This is a genomic window from Oceanobacillus sp. M65 (assembly GCF_052246275.1).
Classification (GTDB): domain Bacteria; phylum Bacillota; class Bacilli; order Bacillales; family Amphibacillaceae; genus Oceanobacillus_B; species Oceanobacillus_B jordanicus.
Genome location: NZ_JBQQCJ010000004.1, coordinates 282,449 through 303,719, shown reverse-complemented (window position 1 = coordinate 303,719; position 21,271 = coordinate 282,449). Strand labels below are relative to the sequence as shown.

The following is a 21,271-nucleotide window of genomic DNA, read 5'->3' as shown; positions in this document are numbered from 1 at the left end:
TTGACCATGAAAGAGCTTTTCGAAAATATTGACTGGGCAATTGTTGCACCATTTCTTATTATTCAAGCCATATTAATGGTTATTGCACTTATTGATTTAATCAAGGCTGATAATGTGAACGGACGAAAGGGTATGTGGGTTTTCATTGTAGTTGTTCTTCATACAATTGGTCCAATCGCCTATTTTATCTTTGGAAGGAGAAATGATTAAATGACGGTTTTATCTGCTACGCATGTTACCAAAAAATATGGCTCACACACCGCTGTGGACGATGTCAGTTTTTCGCTGCCGGAAGGAAAATGTATTGCGTTGATTGGGCCTAACGGAGCTGGGAAAACAACCATTTTACGAATGCTTTCAGGTCTCCTATCCCCAACTAACGGTGACGTACGTTTAGACAATATCGTGAACCATGTTGACTATCGGAAATTCATTGGTTACCTGCCACAATACCCCGTCTTCTACAATTGGATGACAGGGAGGGAATTTCTTATTTATAGTGGCCAGTTATCCCTTCTTTCAAAAGTCGAGGCTACAAAAGCGGCTGATGAGATGTTGAAAAAAGTTGGTATTGAAGAGGCCAAAAACAAGCGGATTAGTGGCTATTCTGGGGGGATGAAACAAAGACTTGGTTTGGCTCAGGCCTTGATCCATCAACCAAAGGTCTTAATTTTAGATGAGCCAGTATCATCACTCGATCCGCTCGGTAGAAGAGATGTACTGACACTAATGAAAGAGTTGAAAGAGTCTATGACTATTCTCTTTTCCACTCATATTTTAAGTGATGCCGATGCGATTAGTGATGAAATGCTACTCCTTCACAAAGGCAAGCTTATTGAGTCCGGTACCATGCAGGAGCTGAGAGAGAAATACCAAACAGACGTGATTGAACTTGAGTTTCAGGGTATACAGGATTTGCAGCAATATGAAAAAAGGATTCGTAACATCCCATTTGTGACCGAAGTAAAGGTAAACCAAACTAGTATAGCTGTTATAGCAGATGATTTATCCCTATTGCGAAAAACCCTTTTAGAAAAAGCTGGTCAAGAGAATTGGCCGCTCATTGGTTTTTCATTAAATAAAGCTGAAATGGAAGATATTTTTATGAAGGTGGTGAAGCAATGATGCAATGGTTTACGATGTTTCGGAAAGAGATGCTGGAGAGCTGGCGAAATAAAAAATGGATCTGGGTACCGATTGTCTTTATAATACTTGCCGTTATGGATCCCATAACAACTTATTACCTTCCGGAGATCATCCAATCCGCTGGTGGGTTTCCAGCTGGAACCGTTATCGAACTTCCTGATTATGCCCCAGCAGAGATCATGATGATGAGTTTAAGCCAGTATAGTACCTTAGGCGTTTTATTAGTAGCTTTTCTAGCAATGAATCCGATTGTGGGCGAAAAAGCTAGCGGCGTATCAGAACTCATTCTAGTAAAGCCTGTTTCCTATACAAATTACATTACTACGAAATGGGCATCGTTAATCGTATTAGTCGGTAGCTCTTCCGTTATTGGTTTATTTGCAGGGTGGTATTATACAAACATTTTATATGGTAGCTTGCCTTTTATGACATGGGCGAAAGGAGTGCTCTTCTACGGCCTGTGGTTTTTATTCGTTATCAGTCTGGCAATTCTCTTTAATACATTTGTCTCGAAACCTGGGCTTGTCGTATTTTTAACCATTGTTTCGGTTATGATTCTTAGTTTGTTAACACAAGTGATTGGTCATGTTCTCACATGGAGTCCAGGTCATTTATCCACCTACGTTCAGGAGTTGTTACGGACAAATACGATTTCTGACAAGCTTCTCGGCACTGCCTTTACTTCATTAGCTTTAAGCATACTTCTTGTTGCTCTGTCTGTTTATAGCTTTCGCCGAAAACAGAATGGATAAAGGGTCTGTTAAATAAAGCTTTAAAGGCTGGGACATAACGTCACAGCCTTTTTAAAACCCGAACAATAATAAACAAACTGCTTAATTACCGCTCCGGAAAATACTCCGCTTTCAGTGGGCACGGCCTTAGTCTCCTCAGAAGCAAAAATCGCTTCTTGCGGGGCCTTCGGACTTGTGCTGTTCCCACTAGAGTCTCCGCATTTTTCCTTCGCTAAAGTGTAATCCAGATACCAAACAATCAGGGGGGTATCCGCGAGTATTTGATTTTTTTTCTGTAATACGTCGTATGAACGTCCCGTTTTTTCTTGTTTAATTTTCTTATGTCCCAACCCAACCTCTTAACATTCTGGTTTTTAAATTGTGATTCGTCTTACAAGGAAGAAGGATAATACATAAAACACGATACTCATAATGGTCATTTGTAAAAAGAACGTCATGCCGAATGATTCCACTATATTTGTAATAAAGTCCCAAGCCCAACCTTTTGCAATAGAGAGCAGTAACCCTACAAGCAGAATTCCTAGAACTGAACCTGCACCTGCAAAGCCAAACCGATAGAACAGTAAACCAAGTAAAAACATAAGTGTTAAAAAGAAAAACATGACAGCTGTGTCAATTACTACTCGTGTATACCACGTATCGTCTATAAATTGAGCTAGGTGAAGAAAATCAAAGTTGTTTAACCCTATCGCTTCATTCATGCTGGTAACAAGAACCTGAATGATTGTGCCAGCAATAGCTTTAAATAAAGATAGTAGTAAAAAGAAGATAGCTATTACTACATATAAATTTTTTCTAGTAGCCCCCATCTTAATCGAAAAAGGTATCATTTCCTTTACTGTTATAAAACCCATGATACCGCAGTAAACATACATTGGTGCTGTAAGAGAAAAGGCCATTTCACCTTCCACGTTCAATAGAAAATAGGAAATGGTTAAGGTTACTACTAGAATACTCATTAAAATGGTCCAAAAAATTAGTAAGGAATGACGTATATTCGAGCTAAAGAAATATAATAGTCCTTTAAGTTGTCTCCCCATTGTCATGCTCCCTTCTTTCCTTCGGTTAAATAAATCATCAATTCTTGAATTGGTATACTCTCTACACGAAGCCCTTGCGCCTTAGCATCTGCAGCATTACCATAAACGTACGCTGTCATTACACCGGCCAGTTCCTTCGTTTCGAGCACTTCTTTTCCTTGGATAAATGTTTTGACTTCATCTCTTGTTCCAGTAACAGCACATGTATTGTTCCGTAAGTACTCTGCTTCTTCCTGCATCACAAGAGAGCCTTTTTGAATAATCAAAACCTCTTCAAACATGAGACTAACCTCATCAATTAAGTGTGTGGATAAAATAATCATTCGTTTATCTGTCTCGAATTCTTCTAATAAAAGTTCATAGAATTTCTTTCTGGCAGCTGCATCAAGGCCAATATAGGGTTCATCAAATACCGTAATCGGCGCTTTACTTGCGAGCCCCACAATAATACCAAGTGAGGATTCCATCCCCTTGGATAGTGACTTTACCCTGGCATTTTTATTTAGGTCATAAAACTCTATTAGTTCATCAGCCAGATTTTGATCCCATTTGGGGTAAAAGTAGGAATAGATTTTAAGCACATTTTTCACAGTTAAATCTCTTTTGAAATTATGCCCTTCTTTAATGAGACAAACGGATTCCGTTAACTTCTGATTATCAAAGGGAACTTCTCCGTCTATTAAAATTTCTCCCTTACTTGCACGGATATTTCCAGCAAGAATATCCATAAAAGTCGTCTTCCCTGCCCCATTTCTTCCCAAAAGTCCGTAAAGCTTTGGACCTTCTAATGTGAACGAAATGTTATTTAACGCCAGCTTATCCTTATATTTTTTCGTTAGGTTTTTCACTTCAATTTTCATCTGTCTCATCCCCCTTTTGAATCATCTCAAGCAATTCTTCTTTACTGATGTGCAGCTTAGCTGCCTCCTGTCGCAATGGTTGAATATAGTGATTGTAAAACGTCTGCTTACGCTTTTTTATTAAAATGTCTTTGGCGTTCTCTGTGACAAACATCCCTACACCTCTTCGCTTATAGAGTATTTCTTCCATTACCAGCTCATTAATCCCTTTGGCTGCTGTAGCTGGATTGATCTGGTAATAGGATGCAAATTCATTTGTTGAAGGAACCCGCTCCCCAGCCTTAATGGAATCACTTAAAATAGAGTCTTCCAGCTGTTCTTTAATCTGAAGAAAAATGGGTTTCGTTTCATCTAAGTTATTTTTCATCTCATCACCTTTGTTATTTGGTTAATTACTTATGTAACTAACCATATAACTAAAGAACATAAAAGTCAAGAGGGATTTGGTTAGTTTAAGTTAATTTTGTGAATTTGAGATCGAATAGCGGAAAAGTTCGTTTAAGTTTGTAGGATGAAGGTTCCATTTTGGGGAGCTATGGTGCCACTTTGCGCTGCTTTGGTTTCACTTTTGGGCGATGACGATTCACTTTGCCCTGCTTTGATTTCACTTTTGGGCGATGACGATTCACTTTGCCCTGCTTTGATTTCACTTTTGGGCGATGACGATTCACTTTGCCCTGCTTTGATTTCACTTTTGGGCGATGACGATTCACACTTCGCATCGTTCTCGATCCACTTTACAGGAGCTCCTAATACAAAAAAAAGAACCTGTACATAGATTGTACAGGTTCTAATCTTCACCTATTTTTTTATCTTCACTTTTTGGTAATCTTCCGGATTTTTTTGCTGCTTCCCGAAGCAAAAACTCGACGTGACTATTAACACTGCGGAATTCATCCTTTGCCCATGACTGCAGTATGTCATAAAGCTTGGGATCAATACGTAGCGGAAAGTTCTTCTTCTTAGGCATAGAAACCCTCTTTTACTTAAAGAATTTATTGATATAACGATCCAGTATTAATTACCGGCTGGGTGCCATGGTCTGAAACAATGGATACGAGAAGATTATTTGCCATGGAAACGCGTCTTTCATCATCTAATTCTATTCCGCCGTCTTTTTCAAGCTGCAAAATTGCATCCTGCACCATTCCAACTGCACCTTCTACAATTTGTTTGCGTGCAGCAATGATCGCGCTCGCTTGCTGTCTTTGTAGCATTGCTTGGGCAATTTCTGTGGAATATGCCAAATGTGTAAGCCTTGCTTCAATTACTTCTACTCCAGCTACGGTTAAGCGATCTTGTAATTCTGACGTCAATTGAGATGATACTTCTTCAGCATTTCCTCTTAAGGTAAGCTCGACATCCTTAAATGTATCATAAGGATACTTTGTAGCAACAGCGCGAATTGCTGTTTCACTTTGAATTTCTACAAACTGTTCGTAGCGATCCACATCAAACACTGCCTTTGCAGCATCTACAACTTTAAACACGATAACTGCAGCGATTTCTATCGGGTTCCCATTTACGTCATTTACCTTCAAACGTTTACTGTTAAAGTTTCGTACACGTAATGAAATGGTTTTTCTAACCGAAAAAGGTACCGTAATGACAATCCCTTCTCTCCGAATACTCCCCATGTATTTCCCGAGAAAAATTACTACTGCTGATTGATTCGGTTGTACAAGTGTAATACCACTACCCAATGTTACCGCAACAATAAGACATAAACCACCGATGATAAATTGTTGCTCAACAAAGCTGAACACTGTACCTGCTAGCAATGCAGCAATAAGAACAATACCTAAAAAACCATTCATCATCCAAGCATTTTTCTCTTTCATCATAAGACTACACCATCCCCACTATTTTGTATCATTATGATATCACTTTTGTATTAAATTGTAAATAACTATCCTGCCTCTTTTCTAATATTCGATAGTGGTTCTCTGCTTGGGAGCACCAAATAACTTTTTCCATCCGACCTAATTTCTAAGTCACCAAAGACAGCAGTGGAGTAAATATCTGATTTTACTTTGTACAAATTACGGATAACCCGATCAACTGGATGACCGTAATCATTTTCGATACTATATGTCAAAATTGCTGTCTCAGGCGATACGGCCTTTAAAAAGTCCAGTGAGGAACTTGTATTTGACCCATGATGCGCTACTTTAATAATTTCCGCATTGACATCATACGATTTCAAAAATTCTTTTTCCTGTTTCATTTCAACATCACTCATTAATAGAAGATCAATGTCATCGTATGTCACTTTTAACGCAATCGATGATTGGTTGTTGTTCTTCGAATTACCATAGGTATTCAAAATCCGTATCGTTAACAGTGGGTCTATTCTTAATAATTCATTTTTCTCAGCCAGCCTAACAGGGATGTCATGCTTTATAATTTGCTGGATGTACTTTGCATACGTCCGAGTTGTATGGAGTTTCCCAGAATCAACTACCTGCTTTACCTTCACCTTTTTTAATACTTGAGGCAGGCCACCTATATGATCAATATCTGGATGGGTTGTAATCAATAAATCTATCCTATCTATTTGTTTTTCCTTCAAATAAGCAATTATTTTTTTTCCAGAACCCGGAGGCCCTCCATCAATCAAAATGTTTTTTCCTGACGGTGTATTCATTAGAATGCTATCCCCTTGACCTACATCAAGAAAGTGCACCTTTAATAATCCAGGTTTAACTTCAGCCGAGACAGGTATCAAAAGGAGTATAAAATAAACAAAAAGAAGTAAAATGGTAATTAGACGTTTATGACAACACATGTAGACACCCTCTGTTTCGTAATAGGGTTAGTTTTCAACAATTGGGAAGTATTTATGAGTGGAACAAGCTGGGGAAAGGTTGGACTTCGGTTTAGTATCTAATAAAAAAGACGCTGAACATTTTGTCCAGCGCCTAATTCTTTAAGCTTTTTCTACAACGATATCCTCTTCTTTAACAGTTACTTCAACGTGTTTAATAGTATCCTCTTCTAAGATTAAATCTGTTAGTTGATCTTCAATCTTATCTTGGATAACCCGACGTAACGGTCGTGCACCAAAGCGGCGATCATAACCCAGGGTAGCAAGTTGACGCTTGGCTTCATCAGAAATCGAAATAGTTATATGATTTTCTTCCATATTTTTTTGCAGATCATTGATCATTAGGTCGACAATAGTTAACAGATGCGCTTCTTCCAATTCATTGAACTGGATAATAGAGTCAAAACGGTTAAGAAACTCTGGTTTAAAGTATGCACCAAGGTTTTCTAAAGTAGAAACTGCATCATGCTGTGCACTATTAAATCCGACGTTTACTTCTTTTACACCTGTACCAGCATTACTTGTCATAATAATGACGGTTTCCTTAAAACTGACTGTTCGGCCTTGAGAGTCTGTTAAATGCCCGTCCTCCATAATTTGCAGGAACATGTTCTGCACATCTGGATGAGCCTTTTCAATCTCATCAAGAAGAAGAATGGAATACGGATTTCTTCTAATACGCTCTGTTAGCTGACCAGCTTCCTCATGACCAACATAACCAGGAGGTGAACCGATAATTTTGGAGACTGCGTGTTTTTCCATATATTCACTCATATCAAGGCGAATAAGCGATTCTTTAGATCCAAACAGTTCCTCAGCTAGTGATTTTGTTAATTCGGTTTTCCCTACACCAGTTGGTCCAACAAAAAGGAAGGAGCCGATTGGGCGATATTTAGATTTTAAACCAGCGCGGCTACGGCGGATGGCTTTAGCTACTTTACCGACAGCCTCATCTTGACCTATAACTTTAGCACGGAGATTTTCTCCAATGTTTTTCAATTTCATTTGTTCATCTGCTGCAAGCTTTGTAACAGGAATACCTGTCTTTTCTTCTACAATTAATTGAATATCCGATAAGTCTACATCTATTACCTGTTCTTCATCTTTTGCTTTTTCTAATTGCTTTTGTAGTTGAATTTCTTGGTAGCGTAAGTTTGCTGCTTTTTCATAGTCTTCTCTCTCAGCTGCTTCTTCTTTTTCCTTAATTATTTCTTCCAAGCGTTGATTAATGGAATTAGAGTCCTTCTCTGCATTCACAAGGTTTAGCCTTGATCCGACTTCATCCATTAGGTCAATCGCTTTATCTGGTAGAAAACGATCTTGAATATAACGGTTTGATAACGTCACAAACGCCTGAATGGCTTCATCAGAATAACGGACCTCATGGTATGCTTCATAGCGATCCTTGATCCCATGAAGAATCTGGACTGCCTCTTCGGCAGATGGCTCCTTCACAATAATCGGTTGTAAACGACGTTCCAACGCAGCATCCTTTTCAATTTGACGGTATTCTTTTAAAGTTGTTGCACCAATTAATTGAAGATCTCCTCTTGCGAGTGCTGGCTTAAGAATATTCCCTGCATCCATTTGCGAGCTTTCAGCTGTTCCAGCACCTACAATTTGATGGATCTCATCAACGAATAAAATAACATCTTGGCGCTCTTGAACTTCCTGAATAAGTTTTTTCATTCGTTCTTCAAACTGACCGCGTATTCCTGTATTAGCTATAAGAGAAGCGACATCTAGCATATAAATCTCTTTATTCATTAGCTTAGCTGGAACATTACCTTCACTAATTTTCAATGCCAATCCTTCAGCAATAGCTGTTTTCCCGACACCTGGTTCCCCGATTAATACTGGGTTGTTTTTATTTCTTCTATTTAAAGTCTCAATGACACGTTTTACTTCATTATCTCTTCCAATAACAGGGTCGATTAGACCTGCTCTTGCAGCGTGGGTCACGTTTTTCGCCAATTGGTCAATTAAGCCATTGCCACGATTATTCTTTTTCTCTTTTGTTTTTGTACCTGCTTTACTATTACCTTGAGAAAAATGCTGAGAAAATGCTTGCTCTGCATTTCCAAAAGGTGAATTAGAGAAGAAATCATTAGAATTCATCATTTGTCCTTGGATTTCTTGAAAGCAATCATTACAAAGGTGCAATTCAGACATTTCATTATTCATTTTCATTGCGACATTTATATTTGCTTGGTTTTCACCACAGTTTTGACAAAGCATTTTCCATTCCTCCTTGACTGTTTAAATCAAATGTTAATCAAATTTGACTTTGACTATATTTGACCTTTGATTCATATTATACTCTGACCTATTTTGACTTTCAAGTCTTTTGTTTAAAATTTTTAGGAGAGGCGCACGGGCACGATTTGGAGGCTCGTGTGGTTGATTGGAGTTGCCGCGCGATTGATTGGGACGCTCTTGCTGTTGATTGGAGTTGCCGTGCGATTGATTGGGACGCTCTTGCTGTCGATTGAAGCTGACCTGCGATTGATTAAAACGCTTATGCCGTTGATTGGAGCTGACCTGCGACCGATTGGAACGCTCATCCGGGCGATTGAAGCTGACCTGCAATCGATTAGGACGCTCTTGCTGTCGATTGAAGCTGCCTTGTGATTGATTAAAACGCTTATGCCGTTGATTGAAGCTGACCTGCGATTGATTGGGACGCTCTTATGTTGATTGGAGTTGCCGTGCGATTGATTGGGACGCTCTTGCTGTCGATTGAAGCTGCCTTGTGATTGATTGGGACGCTCTTGCTGTCGATTGAAGCTACCGTGTGATCGATTGGGACGCTCTTGCCGTTGATTGAAGCTGCCTTGTGATTGATTGGGACGCTCTTGCTGTCGATTGAAGCTGCCTTGTGATTGATTGGGACGCTCTTGCTGGCGATTGAAGCTACCGTGTGATCGATTGGGACGCTCTTACTGTCGATTGAAGCTGACCTGCGATCAATTGAAACGCTCATCCGGGCGATTGAAGCTGACCTGTGATTGATTAAAACCCTCATCCCGTTGATTAAAGCACCCAGGCGATCCATTGAACCGCACCTCTATTAAATTAAACCGCTCATCTAACCAATTCGCACCCCACCTCAAATATGTATAACAAAACAGGACGAATCCAAAAACTAGAATCCGTCCTGCAAATTGCAAATATATTAACTGGCTTTTACACCTGTTCTTTCTCTTTATTACGCAACTCAATTCGTCTAATTTTACCAGACGTGGTTTTTGGTAGCTCTTTAATGAACTCTATTTCCCTTGGATATTTATAAGGGGCTGTCGTTTCTTTCACATGGTCTTGAAGCTCTTTTATTAATGCTTCATCTGGATGAACGTCCTCTCTCAAGACGACAAAGGCTTTTACAATACTTCCACGGTCCTCATGCGGGCTTGCCACCACTGCACATTCTTGGACAGCATAGTGCTTCACGAGAGCATCTTCTACTTCAAAAGGCCCGATCGTATAACCGGAACTTATAATAATATCATCACTTCTACCTTCAAACCAAAAATAGCCATCTTCATCCTTAGAAGCTTGATCTCCTGTTACATAATATTCTCCGCGCTGTGTCATTTTTGTGCGTTCACTATCCTTATAATACTCACGGAATAATGCAGGGCAATCAAGTTTCACTGCAATATCGCCTACCTGGTTCACACCTAAAGGAGCACCTGACTCATCTATGATTTCTACCTCATTCCCTGGCGTCGGTTTACCCATAGAACCTGGTTTTACTTTCATCCCTTTCATTACTCCAAGTAATAATGTATTTTCTGTTTGTCCGTAGCCATCTCTTACTATGATATTAAAATGCTTCTTAAATGTATTGATAACTTCTACATTTAACGGTTCACCAGCGGAAACTGCACTATGCAAAGCTGGTAGCTGATACGTGTCAAGATTATTGAGTTTTGCCATCATACGGTACTCTGTTGGTGTACAGCACAGCACGTTAATCTCATTATCCTCCAAGAGCTGCAGATATTTCTTTGCATTAAATTTACCGTGATATACAAAGCCTGTAGCTCCTGACCCTAGCACCGAAAGAAAAGGACTCCAGGTCCACTTCTGCCAACCCGGCCCAGCCGTAGCCCATACTTTGTCCCCCTCTTTAATGCAAAGCCAGTTTTCAGAAGCAGTCTTTAAATGAGCAAAACCCCAACCGTGCGTGTGGACAACCCCTTTAGGATTACCTGTTGTTCCAGAAGTATATGGCAAAAATGCAATATCATCGCGTGATGTTTTAACAGTCTCAAGCGTATCAGATGCTTCTTTTTTTAATTGATCTAAATACATCCAATTGTCAGCTGGCTCCCCTACTACAAAACGTTTTAGCTTGGATAATTGTTCGATCCCCTCATATTGGTCGACGAATGGATGGTAGCTTACTATTCCGCTTACCTCCGCATGTGTGACCCTGTACTGTAAGTCATTAACCTTCAACATTTCTGAACAAGGAATGATTATGATTCCAGTCTTTAATGCTGCAAGGTACACTTCATACGCGTCTATTACCTTGGGGATCATGACAAGTAGCTTGTCACCTTTTTTTAGACCATTTTCCAGGAAAGCGTTACCAATTTTATTTGCATTCTCTATTAACTTATTATATGTTAGTTCTTTTCGGTCACCATCTTCATTTTCCCAAATAAGAGCTTTCTTACCTGTCTCTTTTGCAAAGCGTTCCACTTCCATCACGATGTTATATGATTCTGGAGCAATTAAATCCTGTTTTTCCATCGAATCCCCTCCTCACCTAATTTCACCTATCATATCAAAATTTTATAAAAATTTAAACGCATTATGATTTGTAGTACTAATTTCCATATAGTTAGCTATTTCAATTTAAATTTGGGTATATTATACTGTTCTTAATTGTTAAATTCTTATTACAAACTTCCAAAAATGGGGTTAGCATATGACATCTTTTGATAAAGAAGGTTCTTTGGGTAAATTGTTTTCCGTTCCACCCAACACAGAATCGTCCAACAATGAAAATGCGAACATAAAACAGGAATTACTTAATTATTACGCTTCCCTTGCAATGTATCATCCAGATTTAATTATTGCCTTTTCACCACAAGGGGAAATTCTATCCAAAAATAAAGATAGTATTGGGAAGTTTCTTGGCATTCCTTCAATGGATGAAGTGACTCTTATGGACTTGATTCCAAAGTCCTATAAAAAAACGCTTATTGATGCCTTTCAAAAAGCACTTCATGGTGTTTCAGAAAGACACGAAATAGCGATTAAGGAATATTCTAAAAGAGAAATTATTCATGCTTGTCTCACCTTTGTGCCCATTTGGGGGTCTGATAAGATAAATGGTGTTTATATTATTATTGAAGATACGAGTGAGATAAAGGAACTAGCTGAAGAATTGAAGAAACATAAAACACACCTTATCGCTGCGCAAAAAGTGGCTTCTGTAGGGAGTTGGGAATATATAATACCTGACGACGATCTATTCTGTTCGCCGGCCTTTTATGAAATTTTTGGACTGCCGAAATCAGAAGAGGTGACGATGAACAAACTATTATTGCGCTATATCCATCCTGATGATCGTGATAAAACCAGTTCCATCTATAAGCTTGCATTAAGAGAAGGAAAATCCTATAAAGTGGATTATAGAATCTATCATGAAAGAGATGAAAACAAGCTCCGCTACTTAAGGGTGCAAGCAGAGGTTTTGTGGCAGAATAATGCTCCATGGAAATTAATCGGTGTGGTTATGGATTACACGGAAGAGAAAAACCTGGAAATAGAGCTACGTAATACTTTAAATAGTATGGTCCATATGTTTAATAACCTTGACGGCGGTATATGGATGAAGGAATTTAATACAAACAAAGTCACCCTTGCCTCTGAGCAACTTGTTGACTTACTTCAGATTCCACTAGAAAAAATATATGAGGACCCCGCTGTTTGGGAAAATATTATTCATCCTGACTTTCGGGATAAGGTATTTCTAAAACAGGATCAGCTTATGAAAGGGAAGCCGATTAAACATAAATATAAGATCATTTGTGGAGACCATTCTATCAAATGGGTTTATGACCAAACAATCCCATGGGTCAATGAAGACGGGAGAATCACGCATTTATTCGGTGTTTTAGTGGACATAACGGATGAGAAGCAGATGCAAGATCACCTGCGTTATATTTCTACACACGACGAGATAACCGATCTCCCCAATCAACAAAGCTTACATGAAACAGTGGACAAGCTTATTAACGAAGATCAACCATTCGCCATTCTCCACCTAGATCTTGACAGATTCAATGTGATTAACCACTCGCTCGGTTATCAAGTCGGAGATATGGTTATACACCAGCTAGCTGAACGCCTTAGGGACATCGTGCCATCAACTGGCTATCTTGCAAGATTAAACAACAATGATTTTGTTATGATTGTTCATCATTATAATGGAAAAGAAGAAGTATTTGACCTAGCACAGCAGACCATACAATCCATTGGTAAAGCTTTAATGGTAAAGGATTATGAACTACATATAACCACAAGTGTGGGGATCAGCTTTTATCCTGAAGATGGTACAAGTAAGCTGAGGTTATTGGAAAATGCTTATTCCGCCCTTTATCATGCCAAGCAACAAGGTAGTAACAACTATCAATTCTATTCTTTCTCAAGGGATATTTCTTCTTACAAAAAGTTCTTATTGGAAAAAGATATGCGAAGAGCAATTGTAAATGAAGAATTCGAATTGTACTACCAGCCTCAAGTAGAAGCTGCTACTGGAAAAATTAAAGGTGCAGAAGCGCTTATAAGATGGAATCACCGTGACTGGGGGATGGTCCCACCTAATGAATTTATCCCGCTGGCAGAAGAAAACCATCTCATTCATCATATTAGTGATTGGGTAATTCGGAAAACATGTGCCCAGCTATGGCTTTGGAGAGAAGCAGGATATCCTGTCATCCCGATATCGATTAACCTTTCGCCCATTCGTTTATTAAAGCGAGGCCTAGTTGAGTTGGTGGAAGGACAGCTAGCTTTATATAGAATTCCTGCTTCCATGCTCGAGATAGAAATAACAGAGAGCTCCTTATTAAAGAACGAGATAGGTGTGCTCAAAACGCTAGAGGAGCTTCGTAAACTCGGCATAAAAATAGCAATTGATGATTTTGGTACAGGCTATGCCTCTTTAAATTACTTGCATGAATTTGAAGCAGATATTATTAAAATCGATCAGATTTTCATCCAAAATATTACTTCTGCAAACAAAAAAGATGCTGCTATCGTTTCTGCTGTTATGCACCTAGCTAAGGAAATTGGTATGCAAATAGTAGCAGAGGGCGTGGAAGAAAAAGCACAGTATGAATTTTTGAAAGAAAGAAATTGTGATCTTATCCAGGGTTATTACTTTTCTAAGCCTGTCCCTTTACCAGTCTTTGAAGAATTATTACATGATGGCTACCTCATCCCAAAAGAAAGCCAAAAACAAGACATGCCGCTTAAGGACAGAAGAGAAAGTGCACGGTACCAGTTCCTCCACTGGCTTAAAGGAAAGTTAATTATCTCGGAATATGATAAACAAGAGATTGAACTAGGCTCAGCGAAGATTTTAATCAAGGATATCAGTTTAAAAGGGATTCAAATTATCACATCCGTTATATTGCCTGTACCATCCGATATGGCATTTGAATTTTCTTTTTCCATTATGGGTGAATCCTATTGTCTAACTGGATCCCCCGTATGGCAACAAGAAACAAAGCAATCTTATGTTATTTATGGAATACAGTTTCATACAGGAGAAGAAGAAAAACTAAGCGAGCTCATGGAGAAACTAACTAGGTTAAAAGAGGACAATGAGGAGTTACCTGATACCGACTTTTTCACAGGAAACCCTTGTACCTATCTGGGGAACAGCCAAGCTTATTAATATGAAGACAGTATTTGAAATGAGGCTATAAAAATGAGGTACTCAACGACTATGAATTATAATAAATTAGATATGAAAAACAGAATAGGCTTAACGTTTTTTACATGTATGAATCCGGAGATACGATGCCCATGAATCACTATCCTTCTATTTCTTATGACCGAGTACTGATGGAGGGCATTCGGGACATGGTGTTTGTGATGAACGTATTACCTGGCCCTGTTTTTAAATATGAGTTTATGAATCATTCAGCAAGTACCCATACCGGTCTTGGAGAGCGAGCTATAGGAAAATCACTTGAGGCTGTACTTCCGAAAGAGATGGCCTTATACCTTAACCAAGAGTACCAAAGAGCGATTGATATAGGTACGTCTATTACGTATGAAGACTCTTTCCTTACTCCTGATGGGGAACGTTTTTATTCCGAAACACGCGTGACGCCACTTCATGATGAATCTGGCGTTTGTACGCACTTGGCCGCTGTTGTTAAGGATGTTACGATTCAAAAAAAGGCCCAAGAAGAGGTACAAACATCAAGCGATTTGCTCTTCCAAAACCAACAACGGTACCAATCGCTGTTTGAATACAACCTTGATGCAGTGCTTTCCATTGACACAAATGGTCGTATTATTTCTAAAAACCTTGCTGTAGAAACCATAACAGGCTATACAGTAGAAGATTTGATAGGGGAAAATTTTTATAAATATGTAATCCCTCGAGAAATACCTATGGCAATTAAAGGGTTTGAGGCAGCATTAAAGCGAAAAGCAAAGGAAGCACAATTAACTATCTATGCTAAGTCTGGGCAGGAAATGAATATTATCGTAAAATTTACTCCTATTATAATGGAAGGCGTAACGACGGGTGTTTTTGCTATCTTTAAAGACGTCACTCTACAAAAACAATATGAAGAAAAGCTTAAATATATCGCGTTACATGACCCACTTACCGATTTGCCAAATAGAAGGCACTTTGATGCGCGCCTAGAATATGCATTGGACAATATTGTACACAGACAAAGGCATTTTGCGCTTCTAATGCTCGATATTGACCACTTTAAGGAAATCAACGACAAGTTGGGGCATGATGCTGGGGACACGGTGATTAAAGACTTTGCGACAAAGCTTTCCCACTGTGTTAGTACTACGGGCACTGTGGCAAGATATGGTGGGGATGAGTTTATCATTCTGCTTGAATTGCCGGCAGACGTTAAACAACCTGCCATCAATCTTGCTAATCTTATTTATGAAAAGATGCAAATCCCTGCGCATGTAAATGGCAAACAAATCAGGATAACCACAAGTATTGGTATAGCCATAGCTTCCAATAAAGGAACTACTACGAAGGAAATATTAAAGCAGGTAGATATTGCATTATACAAGGCAAAAGAAAATGGGAGAAACACCTATTTTTTTGGCTAAGAAAAAAGACTGAAGGGACTACCCTTCAGTCTTTTCTATTTCACTCATATCCGTAAACGGGATCTGGGAGCTTATCTTTTAAAACGAGATCATCTAAGCTCTTGAATGAGTATCCTTCCTTTTGTAGCTCTGTTATAAGCTTTTCTAAGGCCTGAGCATTGTCAGAGGATACGGTATGAAGCAATACTACTGCTCCGGGATGTACTTGGTCCATAATCTGATTAAACGCATACTCCCAGCCTTTTTGTTTATTTGTCTCCCAATCAATAAAGGCTAGAGACCAGAACACGTGTATATACCCCAGTTCATAAGACCATTTTAATGTTTGTTCATTAAAAATTCCTCTAGGTGGACGTAAGTATTTTAATTCATCTTGATCGGAAACTTCGGCAACTGCCTTTTCTAGATCCTCTAATTCTTCTTTAATCGCATCTTTGGTGATGATGGAAAAGTCTGGGTGATGGTAAGAATGATTCCCAATGATGTGGCCTTCATCCACCATTCGCTTTACCAGATCCGGTTCACTCTCAACATAGTGCCCTGTAACAAAGAATGTAGCAGGAACATCTTTATTCTTCAGTACATCCAGTATGTCATCTGTGTAGCCTTCTTCGTACCCATTATCAAAGGTTAGGTAGATATTTTTTTGTCCGGTTTTATCTGCATAATAGGCTCCGTATTCCTCAAGCATACTTTCGTACTTACCTATATACGGAAGTTCATGGTTGGAGTTCTTTTTATAACCCCAGCCATACCCTGCAGCCTGTACTGTAGACATTTGGAAAAGAGGAAAGGTAAGGAGAACAACCATGGATAACATTATCAACTTCTTCATAACAACCCACCTGTTTTTACCTTACTTTCTCCCCTTTCCATTTAATTATGCGTGAGAGAAATCCTTACGATATGTGATCTCTTTACAAAATAATTGCTGCTACCCATCCAAACAAGAATAATGGAATATTATAATGTAAGAATGTAGGAACAACGGTGTCCCAAATGTGATTATGCTTTCCGTCAGCATTCAACCCAGAGGTTGGGCCGAGCGTGCTATCAGAAGCAGGAGAACCTGCATCACCTAGTGCACCCGCTGTTCCAATTAGTGCTGCAGTAGCCATTGGTGAAAAACCCGCTGCCATACAAATAGGTACATATAGAGCTGCCAGGATTGGAATCGTTCCAAAGGATGACCCGATCCCTAATGTTACAAGCAACCCCACTAAAAGCAAGATAAAAGCAATGAGTGCTTGGTTACTGCTATCTAAAAATCCTGATGATGATTCAACTAAAGCTTGCACTGCTCCTGTTTCAGTAAGGATGTTCCCATAGCCTGAAGCAACAAGCATCACAATTGCGATCGTACCCATCATGGCAATCCCTTCTGACATGACTCTATCTCCGTTTTTAAAAGGTACTGCCAATAAAAGAAACATAAGTACTAAGCCAGTTAGTGCACCTATTACAAGGCTTTCAGTAATAAGCTGTACAGCTAAAGCTGCTGCTATAGCAATTAAAGTCATGACATGCTTACGATTGAATGATACTGCTTCCTGCTCAATAATAGCAGATGCTTCGATTCCACCTGCTCCTTCTGGCATATCACGGTCCTTGCGATAAGAAACGAAAATCGCAATAAGCAGTCCAACAATCATTCCCGAACCTGGTATCAGCATGGATAGTGCCGACTCACTAACTGTGATATTCGCACCATTTTCTGTCATACCCGTTACGATCGTTTCGTGAAAAATTAATCCAAAGCCTGCCGGGATCATAATATACGGTGCCTTTAAACCGAAAGTTAGAGCTGTAGCTACTGCACGGCGATCCATCCGCATGTTATCAAATAATTTCAGTAACGGTGGGATTAAAATTGGTATAAATGCAATATGCACCGGGACTAAATTCTGTGATAAGGACGCGACACCTGCAATAACCAATAGCATCATTGTCTTCTTACCAGTTAACACACGTATAAGAAAATTTACTAATATGGTAGTAATACCTGTATAGCTAATTGCAACAGCAAATGCTCCAAGTAAGATGTAGCTTAATGCAGTATTGGCTCCTCCGCCCATTCCATTAACTAGTAATTCAGTTGAGTCTACAGTAGATAAACCTGCCATCAATCCTGCAGTAAGTGAGGCAGCAATAATAGCTATTATGACATTAACACGTAATAAACTTAAGATAGTCATTACGAGAACAGATACAATAACAACCCATTCCATGTTTTTCTTCCCCTTTCTCTATTACCAAATCATTCATTCACTTTAATACTTTATTATGATAAAGCAATGAAGCATTACTTGTCAAGACGTTTTATAATGGATTTTGGGGTTCTGTTTATGATCAGCTCCCCCCTTAACTGGAAAGGTTAGATAATAAAAAATTGATCTCGAATTGGAATTGATGGGGCATTTGTTTTTCCGGCGCTTCTTTTAGGGTTGGTGCGTCTCTCATGGGTACCGTTGCGCCATTCCAAACGCTGATGCGCCTCTTTGGATGCGGAGCGTCTCTCATGTACCCCGATGCGCCATCCCCAATGATCACTGCGCCTCTTCCGATCCTTGCCGCGTCACTTTGAGTTCCTGTGCGTCTCTTTTTCAGTACTAAAAACCCCGCAAATAATGCACGGGGCTGATAAACGTTCTAAACAAGCAGGTTATTTCACATTATAGGAGAAGGAAACATGATCCTGGATAGGAATCCATGCACCTATCCCTTGCTTTGTTACATTTTTTACTACGAGGGACTTTTTAGAGCCTTTTAACTGAATATATACCTCTCCAAACGTAACCTGTCCCTTCTCATTGACAGCAGGCGCGTAGGAATCTAAAGTTGCATGCTTATCCGTTGGAACTGCATAGGAATTATCCTTCTTCGTGTTTTTACCGATAACAGTATGGTAAGCCAAAGGAAGCTTTGTTTTTTCTTTCGACTTAATTAACATCATGCTCTTAATATCATCAGGGTTCGCAATTTTATTTGTTAACGCACCTTTTACTTCCTTTTCTTCTTGCTGTACATAGTTCATCTTCTGATCTGATTCTCCACCTAAATTGTTGAGTTCATTTTTATTTATCTGCTGGTACTCCCAGTTAATGGTTGTCTCTAGAGACTCATAATTTAGTGGCCATCTCCCTATAAAGACCATCCCACGATATCCAAGTGCAATGGGGGATGGGTTAATAGTAGACTCGTTCAGCATTTTAATTAGATCAGGATTCTCAATTTTTATTTTTAACCCATCCATTAATTCCTGTGTTAGCTCGCTAGGCTCAATAACTTCTTGATCCTCAGTGGCATTAGGAAATGTATTTTCCTTTGAAATGGTTAAGACATGGCTTGGTGTTTCAAAGTCTTCCTTCTTTTCTTTGCTTAAACCAGTTGCGGGAAAAAGAAACGTCAACACGAATACAGTTAATAATAGAAAACCAACATTGCTTTTTTTCATATTTTTATGTCCCTTCTTTTTCCTCTAGTTTTTTCGGACATAAAAATTTTATACCTCGTATCTGCTATCGTTAGCTTAATTCAACCGTATCGATATGCTCCTCTATCGTAATACTCCCTTCGACAGACCTTATCATAGAGCAATTTTTACGAGCTATTTCCATATTTTTATATAACCTTTCAGGGTCAAGACGTCGCCCTTTCACCATGTACTTTAAGGTTATTTTCTCTATACGATTGGCTACCTCCGAGTTCCTCTCCACTTCTGCATGAACCTGTAGATCCGCGACCTCCGTACGTTGCTTCTCTAAAATTTTACGAAAGACAGATGCACTACAACCAGCTATGGATGCAACCATTAATTGGAAAGGACGATAGCCATAATCTTCATTCCCAGAAATATCAATTTCTCCATATGGCAATTTTGCTTTCATACCATTTTCTTTGAGATAAAAATCCATCTTAAACTCCTCCTTTTTCTATACTATTTCCTAAAACAGATTTTTCCTAACATCTTACAATCTAAATGATTGACGATTGCAAATAAAGCCATTAAATTGAATAAAGAGAACCCAACAGAAGGAGAACAACATGGTATCAGCTAAAACACGATTTTGGATATTAATTTCACTTGTAACTATTTCAGGCTTTTCACAAGGAATGTTGCTTCCCCTCTTGGCTATCATTCTAGAGCAAAACCAAATCTCTTCTTCTATCAATGGACTTCATGCAACTGGTTTGTATGTTGGAGTCTTAATTGCCTCCCCGTTCATGGAGAAACCAATGCGTAAATTAGGATTTAAACCGATAATTGTCATAGGTGGATTTCTTGTATTTGCTTCCTTAGCATTGTTTCCATTATGGCAGTCTTTATGGTTTTGGTTTGTGTTACGAATGATGGTAGGAGTCGGAGACCAAATGCTTCACTTTGGTACCCAAACATGGATTACCACAACAGCAACAAAAGAGACTCGAGGTCGCAATATTGCTTACTATGGTATGTTTTTCGGCTTAGGCTTTGCGCTTGGTCCGTTAATGACAAGGCTGCTTTCAATCAATGAAGTACTTCCTTTCTTTGTATCCGCAGGTTTAAGCATTATCGTCTGGTCCCTTATGCTATTCGTTAGAAATATGTGGCCCACAGAGGATTATGATTCTGGAAGTGGCTCAAGTTCCACTAAACGGTTTATTCAAACAGGGAAAATTGCCTGGGTTGCTTTACTTCCTAGTTTTGGATATGGCTTCCTTGAAGCAACACTCCATAGTATCTTCCCGATTTACGGATTAAGAATTGGCCATGATGTGGACATACTCTCATTACTTATTCCTTGTTTTGCGATCGGAAGTCTTATTACACAGCTTCCGCTCGGGATACTTAGCGACAGAATCGGCAGAAGAAGCATATTATTATATGTACTTGTTGGCGGAGTTGCCTGCTTTATGATGGCAGCATACCTCGAGACATCCGTTACTGCGCTCTTCATTCTATTTACATTAGCGGGGATGTTCGTAGGATCCCTGTTCTCTTTAGGTATTTCGTATATGACAGACCTGTTGCCGGGTAATCTACTGCCTGCTGGTAACCTCATGATCGGAATTGCTTTCAGTCTTGGAAGCATTAGTGGTCCATTTTTAGGTGGATTGTATGTCGAGTTTTTCCCAACACTATCATTTTTCTACATGATTGGGATCATGCTCGTTTTCATTCTTGCTGCGATCTATTTTAAACGTGAGAAACAAATTTCGGTAAGCTAGCACACCAAGTCTTTATGTAGCTTTGCGTAAGCGGCAACTGTTTATTCACGCTAAAAGAGTTCTCTGCTTATTGTTCCTATAATCAAAAAGGCCGAG

Annotated in this window: 21 protein-coding genes; 7 read left to right on the top strand and 14 right to left on the bottom strand. The window is 39.2% G+C overall.

The window, feature by feature from the left end; translation table 11 throughout:
- Window positions 1–6 precede the first annotated feature (6 nt).
- Genes ACTWPF_RS16605 through ACTWPF_RS16595 form a run of 3 tightly spaced genes read left to right on the top strand, consistent with a single transcriptional unit; the run spans window position 7 to window position 1,898 of the window.
- Window positions 7–210 (top strand): PLD nuclease N-terminal domain-containing protein, encoded by a 204-nt coding sequence (locus ACTWPF_RS16605; RefSeq protein ID WP_161465028.1) that lies wholly within the window; start codon window positions 7–9, stop codon window positions 208–210.
- A complete protein-coding gene (locus ACTWPF_RS16600) occupies window positions 211–1,125 on the top strand; it encodes an ABC transporter ATP-binding protein (protein ID WP_161465027.1) in 915 nt (304 codons plus the stop codon). It begins immediately after the preceding gene.
- A complete protein-coding gene (locus ACTWPF_RS16595; RefSeq protein WP_443149858.1) occupies window positions 1,122–1,898 on the top strand; it encodes an ABC transporter permease in 777 nt (258 codons plus the stop codon). Before ACTWPF_RS16600 ends, ACTWPF_RS16595 begins: the two co-directional genes overlap by 4 nt.
- A gap of 20 nt (window positions 1,899–1,918) precedes the next feature.
- Here ACTWPF_RS16595 and ACTWPF_RS16590 read toward each other — a convergent pair whose 3' ends face one another.
- The 9 genes from ACTWPF_RS16590 to ACTWPF_RS16550 all read right to left on the bottom strand — a co-directional run bounded on the left by ACTWPF_RS16590 (window position 1,919) and on the right by ACTWPF_RS16550 (window position 8,863).
- Window positions 1,919–2,227, bottom strand: coding sequence for a hypothetical protein (locus tag ACTWPF_RS16590; protein ID WP_443149857.1), 309 nt, complete (start codon window positions 2,225–2,227; stop codon window positions 1,919–1,921).
- A gap of 24 nt (window positions 2,228–2,251) precedes the next feature.
- Window positions 2,252–2,938: a hypothetical protein gene (locus tag ACTWPF_RS16585; protein ID WP_106895971.1), complete on the bottom strand. Its 687-nt coding sequence runs from the start codon at window positions 2,936–2,938 to the stop codon at window positions 2,252–2,254.
- Between the two features lie 2 nt (window positions 2,939–2,940).
- Window positions 2,941–3,798 carry an ABC transporter ATP-binding protein gene (locus ACTWPF_RS16580; RefSeq protein WP_106895970.1) on the bottom strand — a complete coding sequence of 286 codons (858 nt, stop codon included), beginning with the start codon at window positions 3,796–3,798 and terminating at the stop codon, window positions 2,941–2,943.
- Complete coding sequence (locus ACTWPF_RS16575) at window positions 3,788–4,165, bottom strand: GntR family transcriptional regulator (RefSeq protein ID WP_238022124.1); 378 nt, start codon at window positions 4,163–4,165, stop codon at window positions 3,788–3,790. Before ACTWPF_RS16575 ends, ACTWPF_RS16580 begins: the two co-directional genes overlap by 11 nt.
- A gap of 166 nt (window positions 4,166–4,331) precedes the next feature.
- On the bottom strand, window positions 4,332–4,520 hold the full coding sequence (locus ACTWPF_RS16570; RefSeq protein ID WP_443149856.1) for a hypothetical protein: 189 nt from the start codon (window positions 4,518–4,520) through the stop codon (window positions 4,332–4,334).
- 68 nt (window positions 4,521–4,588) lie between these two features.
- The gene (locus ACTWPF_RS16565) at window positions 4,589–4,768 is read right to left on the bottom strand and encodes a hypothetical protein (protein ID WP_036577444.1); all 180 of its coding nucleotides are present in this window, start codon (window positions 4,766–4,768) and stop codon (window positions 4,589–4,591) included.
- A gap of 25 nt (window positions 4,769–4,793) precedes the next feature.
- On the bottom strand, window positions 4,794–5,639 hold the full coding sequence (locus ACTWPF_RS16560) for an SPFH domain-containing protein (RefSeq protein ID WP_443149883.1): 846 nt from the start codon (window positions 5,637–5,639) through the stop codon (window positions 4,794–4,796).
- A 68-nt stretch (window positions 5,640–5,707) separates the two neighbouring features.
- Window positions 5,708–6,586, bottom strand: a complete 879-nt coding sequence (locus ACTWPF_RS16555; RefSeq protein WP_238022121.1) for a ComEC/Rec2 family competence protein — start codon at window positions 6,584–6,586, stop codon at window positions 5,708–5,710.
- A gap of 141 nt (window positions 6,587–6,727) precedes the next feature.
- Window positions 6,728–8,863: an AAA family ATPase gene (locus tag ACTWPF_RS16550; protein ID WP_443149855.1), complete on the bottom strand. Its 2,136-nt coding sequence runs from the start codon at window positions 8,861–8,863 to the stop codon at window positions 6,728–6,730.
- Window positions 8,864–9,025: 162 nt separating this feature from the next.
- Here ACTWPF_RS16550 and ACTWPF_RS16545 point away from each other — a divergent pair, with 162 nt between their 5' ends.
- On the top strand, window positions 9,026–9,256 hold the full coding sequence (locus ACTWPF_RS16545) for a hypothetical protein (RefSeq protein ID WP_443149854.1): 231 nt from the start codon (window positions 9,026–9,028) through the stop codon (window positions 9,254–9,256).
- Window positions 9,257–9,811: 555 nt separating this feature from the next.
- Here the strand turns inward: ACTWPF_RS16545 and mbcS are convergent.
- A complete protein-coding gene (gene mbcS / locus ACTWPF_RS16540) occupies window positions 9,812–11,386 on the bottom strand; it encodes an acyl-CoA synthetase MbcS (protein ID WP_443149853.1) in 1,575 nt (524 codons plus the stop codon).
- Window positions 11,387–11,564: 178 nt separating this feature from the next.
- Between mbcS and ACTWPF_RS16535 the strand changes: the two genes are divergently transcribed.
- Window positions 11,565–14,546 (top strand): sensor domain-containing protein, encoded by a 2,982-nt coding sequence (locus ACTWPF_RS16535; RefSeq protein ID WP_443149852.1) that lies wholly within the window; start codon window positions 11,565–11,567, stop codon window positions 14,544–14,546.
- Between the two features lie 131 nt (window positions 14,547–14,677).
- A complete protein-coding gene (locus ACTWPF_RS16530) occupies window positions 14,678–15,967 on the top strand; it encodes a diguanylate cyclase domain-containing protein (RefSeq protein WP_443149851.1) in 1,290 nt (429 codons plus the stop codon).
- A gap of 40 nt (window positions 15,968–16,007) precedes the next feature.
- Here ACTWPF_RS16530 and pdaA read toward each other — a convergent pair whose 3' ends face one another.
- The 4 genes from pdaA to ACTWPF_RS16510 form a co-directional block, all read right to left on the bottom strand.
- Complete coding sequence (gene pdaA, locus ACTWPF_RS16525; protein ID WP_443149850.1) at window positions 16,008–16,802, bottom strand: delta-lactam-biosynthetic de-N-acetylase; 795 nt, start codon at window positions 16,800–16,802, stop codon at window positions 16,008–16,010.
- Window positions 16,803–16,884: 82 nt separating this feature from the next.
- Complete coding sequence (locus ACTWPF_RS16520; RefSeq protein WP_106895961.1) at window positions 16,885–18,195, bottom strand: Na+/H+ antiporter family protein; 1,311 nt, start codon at window positions 18,193–18,195, stop codon at window positions 16,885–16,887.
- 434 nt (window positions 18,196–18,629) lie between these two features.
- Window positions 18,630–19,421, bottom strand: a complete 792-nt coding sequence (locus ACTWPF_RS16515) for a YfkD famly protein (protein WP_058949695.1) — start codon at window positions 19,419–19,421, stop codon at window positions 18,630–18,632.
- A 70-nt stretch (window positions 19,422–19,491) separates the two neighbouring features.
- Window positions 19,492–19,881, bottom strand: a complete 390-nt coding sequence (locus ACTWPF_RS16510) for an OsmC family protein (protein ID WP_443149849.1) — start codon at window positions 19,879–19,881, stop codon at window positions 19,492–19,494.
- Between the two features lie 130 nt (window positions 19,882–20,011).
- On the opposite strand from ACTWPF_RS16510, the gene ACTWPF_RS16505 reads away from it, so the two are divergent.
- The gene (locus ACTWPF_RS16505) at window positions 20,012–21,175 is read left to right on the top strand and encodes an MFS transporter (protein WP_161464179.1); all 1,164 of its coding nucleotides are present in this window, start codon (window positions 20,012–20,014) and stop codon (window positions 21,173–21,175) included.
- Window positions 21,176–21,271: the final 96 nt, after the last annotated feature.